Consider the following 16,338-nt stretch of genomic DNA (forward strand, 5'->3'; position numbering starts at 1 on the left):
CGATGACGAAATCCAATATGGCCGCGTGGCTGTGCGCCGGGCTGATGCTGACGACCGGTATGCCCGTGGCGGCCCAGACCTCGGCGGTTGAGGCCAGCGCCGCCCGTGAAAAAACGCGCCTGTTCGTCCTGACCGATATCGGCGGCGATCCCGACGACCGGCAGTCGATGGTCCGTCTGATGACCTACGCCAACCAGTTCGATATCGAAGGTCTGGTGGCGACGAAGAACAGCGCCGGAGTGTTTCCGGAGCAGATCGATCACGTCGTCGAAGCCTATGGCAAGGTGCGCGATAATCTGGAGCTGCATGAAAAAGGCTTCCCGACCGAGCAGGCCCTGCGGGCCACCATCGCGTCGGGCCCCAATTTCGACGGGATCGAAACCATCGGCAAGGGCAAGGACTCCGCCGGGTCCGAGCTTCTGATCAAGGCGGTCGATCGCGACGATCCGCGCCCGGTCTGGGTGACGGTCTGGGGCGGCCCCAGCGTGCTGGCGCAAGCCCTGTGGAAGGTGAAGGCCACACGGTCGAAGGCCGAGGTGGCGAAATTCGTGTCGAAACTCCGCGTCTATGCGATTTCGGATCAGGACGATGCCGGGCCGTGGATCAGGCGTGAGTTTCCGGGCCTGTTCTACATCGTCAATCCCGGCGGCAATTTCCATATGTCGACCTGGATCGGCATCGGCGGCGACAAGTTCCACGGCCGTTTCGGCGGGGCCGACTGGTCGCTGGTCACCAATGAGTGGCTGGACAAGAATATCCGCACCAAGGGGCCTTTGGGCGCGGTTTATCCCGCGTGGAAGTTCCAGATGGAAGGCGATACACCGTCCTTCCTCTATCTGGTCGACAATGGCCTAAGCGCGCCGGAACACCCCAACTGGGGCGACTGGGGCGGGCGGTACGAGCTTTACACCCCACCGACGCAGAAGTGGTTCTTCGAGCCGGAAACCCGGCCGATCTGGACGACGGCGATGGACGAGGTGCTGGGGCTGGATAACGAGTGGCACACCACGATGCACGCCACGGTCTGGCGCTGGCGCGAGGCCTATCAAAACGACTTCGCCGCCCGCATGGACTGGACGACCAGGCCCTACGACAAGGCCAATCACCCGCCGGTCGTCAAGCTCGACATGCCGGCCTATATCAAGGCGAAACCGGGTGAGCGTGTGGATCTGAGCGCCGTCGGTACGAGCGATCCGGACGGCGATGCGGTGTCCTACAACTGGTTCGTCTATGAGGAGGCCGGGACGCGCGGCATGATGAACTCGTTCACCGGGGTCAAGTTGCCGGTTCAGAACTTCGATCAGCAAAAAGCGTGGCTGACGGTCAAGAAGGACCGGGTCAACAAGCCAGGGACGGGGACGATCCACGTCATTCTGGCCGTCACCGACCACGGCACACCGCGCCTGACGCGTTATAAGCGGGTGATCATCGACGTGCAGCCTGAGCCCAAGCCCTAGCGGTCAGACTCCGGGTGTGTTAGGATGTGTACATCTGCACACACCCGGAGCCGACCATGCCCAGCACCACCCTGACCATCCGCGTCAGCACCGACGTCAAGGCGCGTCTTGAGCGGCTGGCCGAGAGCACGCAGCGCACCCAATCGTGGCTGGCCGGTGAAGCGGTGAGCGCCTATGTCGAGCGCGAACTGGCCATTGTCGAAGGCATCAGGCAAGGCATGGAAGACGCTCGTGCGGGTCGTACGGTCAGCCATGAAGAGGCGATGGCCGAGTTACAATCCATCATCGATGCGGCGCAAACGGGCCGGGCGTAAGTCTTGGCGACGGTTCGTTGGTCGCGTGGTGCGCTTGATGATGTCAAGGTGCAGGTTACCCACATATCCGCCGATAATCCTCTGGCGGCTCAAAGGGTGCTCGACCGTTTGAACACGGCTGCTGACGCATTGGGTCGCCGGTTAACCGGGCGTCCCGGACGGGTCACAGGCAGCTACGAGAAGTCGGTAACCGGCGTGCCCTATATCCTCTGCTATGAGGTGTGGCCGGATGACTCGGTCTATGTCCTACGTGTCATCCACACCGCCCGTGACTGGCCGTCCGGCACCTTTCCTAAATCTTGAACCGGTAACTTCCCGAACCGACTTCGAAGCGCACCTTGCCGCTATCACGGCGTAAGGCTCGGATATCGGCGTGACCGGTCAGGGCCTTGCCGCCTTCGCGCCAGGCACCGTCGGGCAGGATGACTTCGGCCACGGCATTCGGCGGCACGGTCAGGTCGTAGGTTTTCAGGCCTGAGGCATTCCCCGTCACGGCCCCGGCCATCGTCCCCAGACACGACTCGTAGTTCGCCGTCACCTTGCCGACATGGGGCAGGTAGATCGGCTCGACCGTCATCTTGCGGAAGCCCGGCGCGGCGGGTGCCAGACCGGCCAGTCGCCGGTACATGAAGCCGCACACCGCGCCATAGGCGTAGTGGTTATAGCTGTTCATGGCCAGATCGCCCGTATCCCCGTCCCAGCGCTCCCACATGGTCGTTGCCCCCTTGAGCGGCATATAGCCCCAGGACGGCTTTTCGCGCTGCTTGAGCAGGCCCGACACCTCTTCGAGATGCCCGGTGTCGGCCAGCACGTCGAGCAGATAAGGCGTGCCCAAAAAACCGGTCGACAGCTTCATGCCGCGGCCACGGATTTCCTTGGCCAGTATCTCACCGGCGGCGGCGCGGCGCTCGGCGGGCACAAGGTTGAAATAAAGCGCCAGAATCTGCGAGGTCTGGCTGCCGTTACCGGCCTTGCCGTCCTTATCGACAAACTCTTTCGCGAAGGCCGCGCCGATCTTGGCGCGCACCTCGCGGTATTTCGCGGCCTCGGCCTCGCGGCCCGTGGCGGCGGCCATCTGGGTCATCAGGTCGGCGCAGTAGGCCCAGTAGCCGGTCGCGCACAGGATGCGCGGCGTGGTCTCGTCGTCCGGTTTGACCGCATCGACCGACAGCCAGTCGCCGAGGTCGAGGCCGCGTTCCTTGCGCCAGACATAGTCGGGATTGTACTTGAAGAGGTAATCCATCCACTTCGTCATGGCGACCCAGTTCTCATCGATCACCGCCGTGTCGCCGTAGCGCCGCCACAGGGTCCAGGGCAGGATGACGCCGGCTTCCGACCAGCCCGCCGTCGTCACTTCCGGGAAGGATTCCGGCTGCGGGCAGACGATGGGGAAGGCCCCTTCGGCGGTCTGAGAGGCGCGCACCTCATCGAGGTAACGCCGGATGAACGGGTCGCATTCCATGTTGAAGGTGGCGGCGTCGAGGAAGACCTGAATATCGCCCATCCAGCCCATGCGCTCGTCGCGCTGCGGGCAGTCGGTCGGGACCATGAAGAAGTTCGAGCGCTGGCTCCACACGGAGTTTTGCCAGAACTTTTGGATGATCGGGTCGTCGAAGGTCATCCTGCCGGTTTCGCGGCAATAGGACGTCACGACGATGCCCTCGATATCGGCGGGCGTCGGCACACCGGGAAAGTTTTCGACCTGCACGTAGCGGAAGCCGTGATAGGTGAAACTCGGCTCAAAAGTCTCCCCGCCCGCATCGCCGCGCAGGGTGTATATGTCGCGGCACTTCGCCATGCGCAGATTGGCCTGATCGACCTCGCCGTCGGCCTTGAGGTACTCGGCAAATTTCAGCGTCACGGTGTGGCCGGACGTGCCCTTGACGTTCAGGCGTGCCCACCCGGCGAAGTTCTGACCGAAATCGATGACGTAGATGCCGGGTTTCGGCTGGGTGATCGTGCCACGACGTTTGGAAACGGGGACGAGCAGCGGTCCGGTCTGGGCGACGATTTTGGTATGGGGGGCCTGACCCAGCCGTACGGCGGGCCAGCGCGCGGCGTTGAAGCCGGTTTTGTCCCAGCCGTCGGTCTTAAGGCGCGCGTCGAAGACCTCGCCGTCATAGATTTCCGAGGTGACGATCGGCGATTGCCCGATGCGCCAGCTGTCGTCGGTGACGATCCATTCCGACGTGCCATCGGCGTAATCGAGACGCAGTTGCGCCAGCAGACGACGCGGGGCAGGGCCGAAGCCGTAGCGCTCCAGTCGCCACCCGAAGGCCGAGGCGTAGAAGCCGTCGCCCATCACCACGCCTAGGGCATTGTCTCCGGCACGGATCAGCTTCGTCACGTCGTAGGTCTGATAATAGATATGGTCCTTGGTGACGGAGATTTCGGGTGCCATCTTCGCGGTCGAGACCGGCTGACCGTTCAGGCGCGCCTCATAGGCCCCCAGCGCCGTGGCATAGAGGCGGGCATTGACCACCTTTTTGGCGGGGGTGAAGGCCTTGCGCAGCAGCATGGCCGGTTCCGCCGGACGCGGATCGTTCTGAGCATCGGCGCCCGATTTTTGCGCCCTGACCCAGCCGGAGGCGTCGAAATCGGCCGTCGTCCACGCTTCGGGCGGCAGGGGGCGGACCTTCCAGTTCGTGTCGCTGACCAGACGTTTTATCGTGCCGTCGGACAGGCGCAGACGGATCAGGGCGGCAAAAGCCCCGCCGTCGACCGGGAAGAAGCCGGTCGTTTCGGCCTGCACCAGCACGCAGACGCTGTTCTTGCCGGGTTTCAGTTTCGCGGGAACGGGCACCAGCGTCCCCCAGTTCGGCACCAGTTGATCCGGTGTCGGCAATTGTTCGCCATTGGCCCACACGCCCCGAATCCAGTCCTTGCCCGCGATCAGCACCTCGGACGAGGCGAGGTTGGCGGGCACATCGAAGTCGAGGCGGAAGGCGTGCAGGCGGTTGTCGAGCGCCTTTTCCGACCATATCCATTGCAGACCGGCCTTGCGGTCACCTTCGGCCAGAGCGTCTTCGGCGACGATCCATTGCGCTTTCCAGTCGCCGGGGGCCAGCAGACCCGTCTCGAACCACGCCGGTGCCGAGGTCGCTGTGCGGCCTTTGGCGTCGCGGACCTCGACCGTCCACCAGACGCGCTGCATGGCGTTGAGCGGCTTGCCTTTGTACGGAATGTCGAAACAGGCGTCCGAGGCGATATTGCCGGAGTCCCACAGGTCCGCCGTCCCTGGTTTCGAACCGGCACGGAGGCGGTACCCGGCCTGCATGATCCCGCGTTCGGTGCCGGTCAGCCGCCACGACAGACGCGGTTCGCGCGCTTGCGTCCCCAGAAGGTTTTCGCTCTGCTCGGCGCGCAGATCGGTCACGCCAAGGGCTGTTTTCGCCAAGGTCTTGGACCGGGACATGGTCGGCGCGACGGTAGCGGCGAGACCGCTGGCGGCCAGAAAGTGACGGCGGTTCAGCCGGGTCATTAGAGGGTTCCTTCCTGAATCCTGCGGCCTTGGTGGACGCTTTTTATACCGTTATGGGTGCCACAACCGGCGCGTGACGGGAAGGGTTAATTTTCGATTTTTATTGTTTTGTTTCGATTTGTGCCGTCAGGTGCCGGTCCACGCCTGACCGTTGATCGTGACCCCGGAAGCCTTGACCTGCGCGTGTTCCAGCCGATTACCCTTGGCGACGCCGCGGAAGGTACAGTTGCTGAGCGCGATCGAATCCACCGGCAGGTCGGCATAGCCGCGCACATCCAGCGCATAAAGGCTCTTTTCGCACACCACATTGTCCATGACGATGCCGCCGACGCGGCGGGGATAGAACTTACCGTTCGCCCCTTCGCCGTAATAGAGGCTGACCTCCAGCACGCCCTCGGCCACCTGATCGACCTTCACGTCGCGAAAGACGACGTTTTCGATATAGCCGCCGCGATAGGAGTTGGTCTTCAGGCGCAGGGCGCGCAGAAGCTCCGGCCCGCCCATGTGGCAGTCGCGCACATAGACGTTGCGGATACCGCCGGACGCCTCGCTGCCCAGCGACACGCCGCCGTGGCCGTCCTTCATCTGGCAATTGCGCACGATGATGTTCTCGGAGGGGACATTGACGCGGCGGCCGTCGAAATTGCGCCCGCTCTTGATGGCGATGCAGTCGTCGCCGCAGATGAATTCGCACCCCTCGATCAACACGTCGCGGCACGATTCGGGATCGCAGCCGTCGTTGTTCGGCCCCAGACTTTCGATGCGCAGATTACGCACGATGACGTTCTGCGACAGGACCGGGTGGACGATCCACATCGGCGAGCCCTTGATGGCCACGCCCTCGATCAGGACGTTCTTGCAATTATAGGGCTGGATGAAGTTCGGGCGCAGATAATGCCCGTCGCCGAAGATGCGCCCGGCCACCGGCGTCCCTTTTTCGGCCAGGGCGTGCAGGCGGTCGAAGGCGGCCTTGCGCGGCGTCATGATGGCCGCGTCCTTGCGCGTCACCCAGTTCCACCAGTTCTGATCGCTGGCCTGACCGTCCAGCGTGCCTTCGCCGGTGATGGCGATGTCCGTCTGACCATAGGCATAGATCAGCGGCGAATAGTTCATCAGCTCTTCGCCCTCGAAGCGCGTCACGACCAGCGGATAGTCCTTCGGATCGGTCGAAAACTTCAGGGTCGCGCCCTTCGAGATGTGGAGATTCACCTTGCTTTTCAGATGGATGGGTCCGGTCGGCCAGACACCTGCCGGGACGACGACGCGCCCGCCGCCGGACTTGGCGCAGGCGGCGATGGCCTGTGTCAGGGCGGCGGTGGTTTTCGCCTGATCGCTTTGCGACGCGCCGAAACGCGTGATGTCGAAATCGCGTTTGGCGAAGACCGGCGCCTTGATGCGTTTCAGGATGACCTCCGCCGGTGCCCAGTTATCCGCCGCCCGTGCGGGCAGGCCGATACCTGTGGTCAGCAGGGCGGCGCTGGCGCGCATCAGCCAGCCGCGACGCGACACGACGAGGGCAGGGGTGGTCATGGCGTAACTCCCGGTTATGCAGCTCGAAGCTGATTTTTATAAGACCTGTTATGTTTAACGTGGGGCGCGGGCGTCGCCAAGAGGGAATGTCGCGAGGCGATTTCGCGATTGAAAAAAATCGATAATTATTTCTCATATAAATATTTCAAAATGCCGCAGCGCAATGAAATAATTAGCCTGATGCACGAATAATACGAATTTGTATTGTTAAAAAATACAACAAACATAACAAGTTAGTTTGGCGCGCCATGCGTTTTACATCATCGTGCGCGCGCAAACAACAAACGAAAGAAAACGAAAAAAATAGATATTGCCGGTATGGCAAATCTGAATTAGGATACCGCTAACTGACACCGGTGTCATGCGTGGTGTGAGCATAATAAAAGGGCGAGCCCATGAGCCGCCTGAGGAAACGCAATCGACTATCAGGAGAGGGTATTATGGTTTGTAAGTATGGGTCTCTGCGCGGGCGTCTGAAAACAGGTATTTCCATTGGGGTTCTGATGGCGGCGGGGCTGACGGCGATGACCGCTCAGGCGCAGGACGCCAAGCCCGACGCCGACGTGACCGAGGTCGTCGTCAAGGGGTACCGTTCCAGCCTGGCCAAGGCGCTCAGCATCAAGCGCAATTCGACCGGCGTCGTCGATTCGATCATCGCCGAAGACATCGCCAAGTTTCCCGACAACAATCTGGCCGAATCGATCCAGCGCGTGCCGGGCGTCTCGATTTCGCGCGATCAGGGCGAGGGGCGCTCGATTTCCGTGCGCGGCCTTGGGCCCGACTTCACGCGCGTCCAGATCAACGGCATGGAATCTCAGGCCTCGACCGACGGTCTGGCTGGCGGGGCCAATCGCGGGCGCGGCTTCGACTTCAACGTCTTCGCCTCGGAACTGTTCAGCCGTATCGACGTCAACAAGACCGCGCAGGCCAAGCTGCCCGAAGGCTCGCTGGGGGCCACGGTCGATCTCTATACCGGCCATCCGTTCGACTATAAGGGCTTCAAGGCGGCAGCCTCGGGTCAGGTCAGCTATAACGACCACAGCGGCAAGCAGGGCTACCGCACGGCCTTTCTGGTCTCTGACACCTTTGCCGACGACACGATCGGCGTCCTGTTCTCGGCGGCCTATTCGACCACGCCGATCGATCAGCAGACCTCGAATTCCGGCGGCTGGAACCAGGGCACGGGTGACGGCGGTTTCTGCAAGCCGACGACCGGCACAGGTGGGCTGTGCGACGTCCCGGCGGGCGAGCTGGCGGCCTATACGGCGCTCTATAACAAGGCCAATTCGGCCACGACCTATAATCCGCGTTTCTATCGCTACGTCCACACCAAGGGCGAAGTCGAACGCATGGGCCTGACCGGCAGCATTCAGTGGCGGCCGTCGGACGCCACGACGATCACCGCCGACCTGCTCTATTCGCAGTACGAAACGCGGCAGGACAACTACACGATGGAGCCCATCGGCTTCAGCCGTGGCGCGTCTCAGGGCGGCAAGCCGGAAACGCTGGTCCGCGCGCTGGAACTCGATGCCAACGGCACGGCGGTTTACGGCCTGTTCGACAATGTCGACATGCGCGCCGAGCACAATCTCGACGAATTCACGACCAAGTTCGCTCAGGCGACCCTGCGCGTGCAGCACGATTTCAGCGACAAGCTGCACTTCGACGGGATGATCGGCTGGTCGCAGTCGGACTTCGACAACTATCTCGATCTGGCGACCCAGATCGACCGCTTCAATGTCGACGGCTATTCCTTCGATATCCGTGGCGCGGGGCAGAACCACCCGGCGATCAATTACGGCTTCGACGTCAATAATGCCTCCAACTGGTACTTCGGGCCGCGCGTCACGCAACCGGGCGGCACGGGCTCGACCGGGCCGGAAATCCGCCTGCGCCCGAACTATACGGACAATGCCTATAAGCTGGTGCGCGGCGGCCTGACCTATAATCTGGGCGACGAGCTGAACCTGCACGTGGGCGCGGAATGGAAAGAATATTACTTCGAATCCGTCGCCTTCCGCTACGTGTCGGGCGAAGCCGACTGGCCGGCCTTTACCGGTAATATGGCCGATATCACGCAGTCCTTCTGCGGTCTCGACGATATCGATGTGCCGTCGCCGTCGCCGAAATGCTGGATCGTGCCGAACGTGCAGGCCTATGTCGACAAGTTCGGCATCCTGTCCGGCACGGGTCGCGCCGCCATTTCGGAAACCATCGCGGCGGCGCGTGGCGATAACCGCAGCGTGACCGAACAGGACAGCTCGATCTACGCCATGGTCGACTTCAATGTCGATATCAACGGCATGCGTCTGCGCGGCGACATGGGCGTCCGTCAGGTCCGCACCCAGCAGACCTCGCACTTCTACACCAATGTACCGACGACGGTGAACGCCTCGGGCTTCGTCTATACGACGGTCGAGCGGTCCTATGACGACTTCCTGCCGTCGATGAACTTCATCCTCGAACCCACCTCCCAGACGGCGATTCGTTTCAGCGCCGCCCGCGTCATGGTGCGCCCGCCTCTGGCCAATATCGCGGCGGCGACCTCCGTGTCGGTGGCCGGCGGGTCGCGCACGGTCACGACCGGTAACCCGAACCTGTTGCCGTACCGCGCCAATACGCTGGATCTGTCGTTCGAATGGTATCCGAATTCGGGCTCCATCGTCTCGGCGGGCTTCTTCTACAAGGATATCAAGACCTATATCCAGAGCGTGACGCGCATCGCGCCCTATTCGACGACCGGCCTGCCCGTCAGCCTGATCGCCAATACGGGCGTGGCGGCGACCGACGACTTCTCGATCTCGAACGTCATCAATACGCCGGGCGGGCCGCTGAAAGGCTTCGAGCTGAACTATCAGCAGCCCTTCACCTTCCTGCCGGGCAAGCTGAGCAATTTCGGCACCCTGCTCAACTACACCTATGTCGACAGCCAGATCGATTACTTCACCTCGACGGCGGTGGGGGCGACGACGGTCAAGGCCGACCTGCTCAACCTGTCGAAAAAGGCCTATAATGCGACCCTCTACTACGAAGACGGTCCGTTCCAGGCCCGTGTGTCGATGAACTATCGCGACGGCTATCTGCGTGCGGTGCCGGGCGGTTTCAACACCGATCTGGGAGGTATCGAGTCGGCGACCTATTACGACGCGTCGGTAAGCTACCAACTGACCAAGCGGGTGTCGATCAGCCTGGAGGCGCTCAATCTCGGTAACGAAGCCCACGTCAGCTGGGACGATTCCAAAACTCACCGTGTCGGCGATTACCGCGAAGCCGGCCGGCAATTCTATCTGGGCGTCCGGTATAATTACTAAGTGCCGGACTCCGTACACCTCCCGCATCGGGTCGCTTCCCTCCCTGATGCGGTTTACGACCCGACTCCCCGTTGTGACAGTCGGTAAACTTGGGCGCCGGTTCCCTATGACAGGAACCGGCGCCTCTTTCGTTTTGACGGGAAGCAGAGCCAGTGCCAGATTGCCAAAAAAAAAGAGGAAGCACCATGACAGGGCCTTATCCAACACGCCGGCATGTCATCGCCGGGGTCAGCACGGCCGCTTTGACCGTGGCTGCCCGCCGCGCGACCGCCGCTACGTTGCCGTACAAAAATCCGGCCTTACCGGTCGAGCAACGCGTCGCGGACCTGATCGGGCGGATGACGCTTGAGGAGAAGGTCGCCCAGATGCAGTGCGTCTGGCTGCACAAGGACCGCATCCAGACCGTGGGCGGCGATTTCGACGCAGCGAAGGCGTCTCAGGCCTATCCGAACGGGCTGGGGATGATCGCCCGTCCCTCCGACCGCAAGGGCGTCAAGAACACGAATGCCGGGGCCGATGCGGGCATGGCCAACCGCAACGCGCTGGAGACCGCGACCTATACCAATGCGGCGCAGACATGGGCGGTCGAGCAGACGCGCCTCGGTATTCCTCTGTTCCTGCACGAAGAGAGCCTGCACGGCTATACGGCGCGCGACGCGACCTGCTTCCCGCAGGCGATTGCTTTAGCTTCGTCTTTCGATCCGGCACTGGTCGAGCGCGTCTTCTCGGTTTGCGCGAAGGAAATGCGGGCGCGGGGGGCCAATCTGGCGCTGGCGCCGGTGGTCGATGTTTGCCGCGATCCGCGCTGGGGCCGCGTCGAGGAAACCTATGGCGAAGACACGCACCTGATGGGCGTGATGGGCAAGGCGGCGGTGACCGGCTTTTCGGGTACGAACCGAAAGCTGGCCAGGGACAAGGTCTTCGCCACGCTCAAGCACATGACCGGCCACGGCCAGCCCGAACGCGGTATCAACACCGCTCCGGCTCAGATCTCGGAGCGTGTCCTGCGCGAGGTCTTCTTCCCGCCGTTCGAAAAAATCGTCAGGGAAACGCCGATCGCGGCAGTCATGCCCTCCTATAACGAGATCGACGGTATTCCGTCCCACGCCAATAGGTGGTTGCTGACCACCATTTTGCGTAAGGAATGGGGCTTTAAAGGCGTCACCGTGTCCGACTATTTCGCACTCAAGGAAATGCAGACGCGGCATCGATTGGTGCCGGACCTGACCGAGGCGGCCTATCGCGCCGTCAAGGCCGGAGTCGATATCGAAACACCCGATGGCGAGGCCTATCCCAATCTCATCGCCTTGGTGAAGGCGGGCCGCGTCACCGAGGCCGAGATCGACGCCATCGTGCGGCGAATTCTGGAGCTGAAGTTCCTCGGCGGGCTGTTCGAAGCGCCCTATGTCGATGCCGGTGCCGCCGACGGTTTGACCGCCACGCCCGACGCCGTGAAACTGGCGCGCGAGGCGGCGGTGCGTTCGGCGGTCCTGCTCAAGAACGACGGCGTCCTGCCGCTTGACGGTAAAAAGGTTGGCAAGCTGTTGTTGCTCGGCACCCACGCCAAGGACACGCCGATCGGTGGCTATTCCGACATCCCGCGCCACGTCGTCTCGATCCACGAAGGACTGGAAAAAGAGGCCAAGACGCAGGGCTTCACGCTCGAGTACCGTGAGGCCGTGCGCCTGACGAAGGTGCGCGACTGGGCCGAGGACAAGGTCGAATTCACCGATCCGGCGGTCAATGCCAGACTGATCGCCGAAGCGGTCGAGGCGGCAAAATCCGCCGATACCATCGTCATGGTGCTGGGTGACAACGAACAGACCTCACGCGAAGCGTGGTGGGAGACGCACCTCGGCGACCGCGACTCGCTCGACCTGATCGGGCAACAGAACGATCTGGCCGCCGCCATCTTCGCGCTGAACAAGCCGACGGTGGTGTTTTTGCTCAACGGGCGGCCTTTGTCGATCAACCTGTTGCAAAACAAGGCCAATGCCATCATCGAGGGCTGGTATCTGGGGCAGGAAACCGGCCACGCCGCCGCCGACCTGCTGTTCGGGCGCGCCAATCCGGGCGGCAAGCTGCCGATCTCGGTGCCGCGCAGCGTCGGGCAATTGCCGGTCTTCTACAACGCCAAGCCGACGGCCAACCGCAACTATCTGGGTGGCGACAACACGCCGCTCTATCCGTTCGGGTTCGGGCTGAGCTATACGAGCTTCGCCCTGTCCGCGCCGCGCCTGTCGAAGGCGACCATCAAGACGACCGACAGCGTGACGGTTTCGGTCGAGGTGCGCAATACGGGCAAGCGCGCGGGCGACGAGGTCGTGCAGCTCTATATCCGCGACGACGTGTCCTCGGTGACGCGGCCGATCAAGGAAATGAAAGGGTTCAAACGCGTGACTCTGGCACCGGGGGCGACCACGACAGTTGAACTGACGATCACGCCTGAGGACCTGCAATTCTACGACACCGACATGAAACGCGTTGTTGAACCGGGTACGTTTACGGTCATGACGGGGCCGAACAGCCGCGACCTGCAAACCGTCACCCTGACCGTCGCCTGACATAAAAAGACGCCGCAGCTTGGGGGCTGCGGCGTTTCAGTTGGGGATGTAAGGAGAAGAGGTTAGAACGTGTACCGCAGGCCCGTGGACATGATGATCCCGGCCCCGGCAGAGTATTTCCGCACGACGCTCGGCTCATAAAGCCACTGGACTTCGGGTTCGTTGAGAACGTTCTGGATCGAGAAGTCGCCGCGCAGTTTGTCGCTGAACTTGTAGGACAGTTTCAGGTCGACATATTGCTGCGCTTCGGTACCCAGGAAGTCGTTATAAGGCGCACCGCAGACCCCGCCGGCATTGGTGGTGATCCCCGGTGAGCAGGTGCCTTCGGCCTGCGGGAAGCGGCTGGCAAACCGGTCGCGCCACGAATAGGCGACGCGGCCTTCAAAGGCGCCCTTTTCATAGAAGACAGTGAAGTTGAACGCTTGCGGCGAGGCGAAGGGCCACGGCGCGGCGGCCCAGCGGCCCGACTGCGTCAGGTAGTTGAGCTCGGAGTCCAGCTTGGTGGCGTTGGCCTGCACGCCCAGACCGTTGAACGGCGCGGGCAGGAAGGTGAAGGTCTGCTGGTATTGCAGTTCGATACCGTTGATGATGCCGCCGGGGCTGTCGACATAGGTGGTGATGTTCCACACGTTTTCGCCCGTATCCATATAGGCGGCCTGCACCGGCGTCAGGGTGGTCAGACCGGCCCGGACGGCGCTGTAGGTTTCCGCCGGCAGGAACTCGTTCAGCTTGGCGTAGTAGGATTGCTGACGCGGATAGGATCCCATGTCCTTGTGGAAGAAGGCGACCGACAGCAGGGTGTCGCGGGTCGGGTACCATTCGACGTTCAGGTCGAAATTGGTCGAACGGAACGGCGACAGCTTCGGGTTGCCGATGGTCAGGCGCGGGGCGTTGGCGCCGGAATCCGGGGCGGCGTTGAGCGTGATGCCGGTCACGCCCGGCGTCAGATTGCCCAGCGACGGACGCGCCATCGTCTTGGCCGCCGCGAAGCGAACAAAGACATCGGGGATGACTTCATAGGTCAGGTTCAGCGACGGCAGGACGTCGGTATATTCGTTGCTGCCGGTGAAACCCGTACCGTTGAACACGCCCGAGGTTCCGTTCGAGGCGCTTTCGACCTTGGTATTGGCGACCCGCACACCGGTATTGCCGCGCAGCGGACGACCGAACAGGTCGATATTGAACGTACCCTGGATATAGTGGCTGGAGTCGGTTTCCTTGACCGACAACGAATCGCCGAGCGAGGTTTGCAGGCGCCAGTCGGCAAACGCGTTGACGCAGTTGCACTCGTAGCCGAGGATGCGCGAGAAGGTGTCGCGATCCGGGGACCACCACTTGGTCGGCACGCCCGCCGGCAGGTCGAGACCGGCGCCGAAGCTGACGACCGAGCCCAGATCGGCCAGTTTCAGATTGGCGTATTCCGCCTTGTTCTGCTCGCGGCCGTACTTGTTGAGTTCGGCGATGGTCGGCAGCACGCTGCGGCCCACCGTGCTGGCGCGGGTCGAGAACTGATAGATACGCTTCGAATAGCCGAAATCGAGACGATAGCGGTCATTGAAGTCGTACTTGAAATCGGCGCGCAGGGTCTCGTAGCGGTTGACCGAGGAGCGCACGTAGCGGCTGATGCTGGCATAGCCCTTGACGATATCGCCGTATTCGTTGGGGTCGGCGACATTGAAGCCCGGATTGTAGACGGGCATGCCGTTGCCGGTCGAACGCTGATCGTAGATGAAGCCGTTCTTGTCGAGGGCGAAGATGTCGGTCCGGCCCCCGTCGATCTTCAGTTGCGAGTAAGAGGCCCCATAGACCGCCTGCATCACGAACTTGTCGCTGAAGCGGTGGTCGAGGGTGAAGCCCATCTGGCTGAAATAGGTCTCGTTTTTCGCGTAGGCGTCGTTGGTCTGCCAGTCGACGCGGTCGAGCTTCATATATTCGACCTGATTGGCGCTGTTGATCGAAATGTCGCGCAGAAGCACGGCTTCCTTGCCGATGATCTGATCGTACATCAGGATGCCGCGACGGTCGGCGGCGGCTCCGGCGGCGCTGTAACCGACCGAGCCGGGGTTGTTGTAATAGTCGTAGGTGTCGAGGTTGTAGGGGTTTGTCGACCAGGTGTTCCCGGCCACCGTACCCGTCGTCAGAACCGTCGCGACCGGGATATAGGCCGTGCCGTTCCAGTATTGCGTCGTCGAGAAGACGGGCTTGGTGGCGTCGCCGAGGCTGCCCTGACAGAGGTTGGTCACCGCATTGTAGTCGCAACGGTTGCCATAGACACCGCGACGGTCGGCGAAATAGTTATTGTTCGCCGTAGAATAGGGGCGCAGACCCGTCGTGGTGTTGGTCAGGCCGATTTCGGCGCGGTCGTTGAAGAAGTGGCGGTTCAGGCCGAACGAACCCAGAATGTGCGACTGGTTATCGACCGTGAACTCCGAATAGAGCGCGTCGAAGGTGATTTTGGTGCGGTCCGTCGGCTTCCATTGCGTCGTAAAGGTCAGGCCGAGGCGTTCCTGCTGGATGTCCTGCTGCTGAAGGCTGGCCAGAGACGGCATGGTCGTGTTGAGGTTCTGGTTCAGCTTGGCCCAGGCGACCGGGTCCGAACCGTACATGTAGGACGCCGAGGAGATGCCGTTGGCGACCGTGCCGAGGCCGGACGGCGCGGGCGAGACGGTGGTCGGGAAGGGCGAGGCGAAGCCGTAGAAGCAGTTCAGCGGCGAGGTATTGGTCGTCGCATTGACGGTATTGACCGTCGTCGAACAGACCGGGGCGACCGAGGAGCCCGTGCCGTTCTGGACCTTGGCGGTGCCGTGGTTGGAGCCGCGGTAATAGAATTCGAACTGACCGGGGTTGCGGTCGTAGAAGCTCAGGCCCGTATCGCGCTTGGAATAGGCGCCCGAAAACAGCACGCCCAGCTTGCCGCCCATGAATTTCTTGGCGAACAGCACGGCGTAGCGCGGATTATGCTCGCCGCCATTGTCGTAATAGGTGTCCTGCACCGAGAACAGGACCTTGTGCGTCTTGCCTTTTTCGTAGCGCATGTCGAGCGGGCGGCCGGTGTCGATATCGACGGTCGCGCCGAGCGAACCTTCGTCCTCGTTGGCTTCGGCGGATTTACGCACCGACAGCGAGCTGAACAGCTCGGAAGCGAAGACGTTGTAGTCGAAACCGCGCGTGCGGTTGACCGCCGTCTGGCCTTCGTTGACGCCGGACGCGGCCACCGTTTCCAGCCCGTTGAGGCGCGTGCGCACGAAATCGCCGCCCAGACCGCGCACCGTGATGGTGCGGCCTTCGCCGTTTTCGCGCTCGATCGAAATGCCCGGCAGGCGTTGCAGCGCTTCGGCGAGGTTCGATTCGGGGAACTTGCCGACATCTTCGGCGGTGATGACGTCGATCAGGGCGTCGGAATTCTTCTTCTGGCTCAGCGACTGTTGCAGCGACTGGCGATAGCCGGTGACGACGACGGTGGTGGTGTCGTCTTTGGCCGCCGGGGTGTTCTGAGTATTCTGGGCGAAGGCCGGGGCACCGATGGCCAGGCACAGGGCGACGATGGATGCGCCCGTCAAGGCGGAACGGCGCCGGTGCGGCGTGTTCTGTGTAAGCATTTTTCCTCTCCTTTGGCCGCCGTTTATTGTTTTCCCATCTCACGGATGGCGGGCGGCGGTGCACGTCTGTTGAAACGCTGTT

Annotated in this window: 8 protein-coding genes; 5 read left to right on the plus strand and 3 right to left on the minus strand. The window is 62.2% G+C overall.

Annotation, left to right across the window (positions count from 1 at the left end):
- Positions 1-2 precede the first annotated feature (2 nt).
- The 3 genes from AEYBE204_RS31150 to AEYBE204_RS40040 are packed head-to-tail and all read left to right on the plus strand — an operon-like array spanning position 3 to position 2,074.
- Entirely contained in the window at positions 3-1,457 is a 1,455-nt protein-coding gene (locus AEYBE204_RS31150) for a DUF1593 domain-containing protein (RefSeq protein WP_023462467.1), read from the plus strand.
- A 56-nt stretch (positions 1,458-1,513) separates the two neighbouring features.
- Positions 1,514-1,771 (plus strand): CopG family ribbon-helix-helix protein, encoded by a 258-nt coding sequence (locus AEYBE204_RS31155; protein WP_023462468.1) that lies wholly within the window; start codon positions 1,514-1,516, stop codon positions 1,769-1,771.
- Between the two features lie 3 nt (positions 1,772-1,774).
- Positions 1,775-2,074 carry a type II toxin-antitoxin system RelE/ParE family toxin gene (locus tag AEYBE204_RS40040; RefSeq protein WP_081724673.1) on the plus strand — a complete coding sequence of 100 codons (300 nt, stop codon included), beginning with the start codon at positions 1,775-1,777 and terminating at the stop codon, positions 2,072-2,074.
- Here the strand turns inward: AEYBE204_RS40040 and AEYBE204_RS31160 are convergent.
- On the minus strand, positions 2,064-5,252 hold the full coding sequence (locus tag AEYBE204_RS31160) for an alpha-L-rhamnosidase (RefSeq protein ID WP_023462469.1): 3,189 nt from the start codon (positions 5,250-5,252) through the stop codon (positions 2,064-2,066). The genes AEYBE204_RS40040 and AEYBE204_RS31160 overlap by 11 nt on opposite strands.
- A gap of 126 nt (positions 5,253-5,378) precedes the next feature.
- Positions 5,379-6,782: a glycoside hydrolase family 28 protein gene (locus tag AEYBE204_RS31165; RefSeq protein WP_023462470.1), complete on the minus strand. Its 1,404-nt coding sequence runs from the start codon at positions 6,780-6,782 to the stop codon at positions 5,379-5,381.
- A gap of 440 nt (positions 6,783-7,222) precedes the next feature.
- Between AEYBE204_RS31165 and AEYBE204_RS31170 the strand changes: the two genes are divergently transcribed.
- Together AEYBE204_RS31170 and AEYBE204_RS31175 are read left to right on the plus strand one after the other, a co-directional pair.
- Positions 7,223-10,093 carry a TonB-dependent receptor gene (locus AEYBE204_RS31170; protein ID WP_031230683.1) on the plus strand — a complete coding sequence of 957 codons (2,871 nt, stop codon included), beginning with the start codon at positions 7,223-7,225 and terminating at the stop codon, positions 10,091-10,093.
- Between the two features lie 185 nt (positions 10,094-10,278).
- On the plus strand, positions 10,279-12,657 hold the full coding sequence (locus AEYBE204_RS31175) for a glycoside hydrolase family 3 N-terminal domain-containing protein (protein ID WP_023462472.1): 2,379 nt from the start codon (positions 10,279-10,281) through the stop codon (positions 12,655-12,657).
- A gap of 62 nt (positions 12,658-12,719) precedes the next feature.
- Here AEYBE204_RS31175 and AEYBE204_RS31180 read toward each other — a convergent pair whose 3' ends face one another.
- Positions 12,720-16,256, minus strand: coding sequence for a TonB-dependent receptor domain-containing protein (locus tag AEYBE204_RS31180; protein ID WP_023462473.1), 3,537 nt, complete (start codon positions 16,254-16,256; stop codon positions 12,720-12,722).
- Between the last annotated feature and the right edge of the window lie 82 nt (positions 16,257-16,338).

The organism is Asticcacaulis sp. YBE204, assembly GCF_000495855.1.
Taxonomy (GTDB): Bacteria; Pseudomonadota; Alphaproteobacteria; order Caulobacterales; family Caulobacteraceae; genus Asticcacaulis.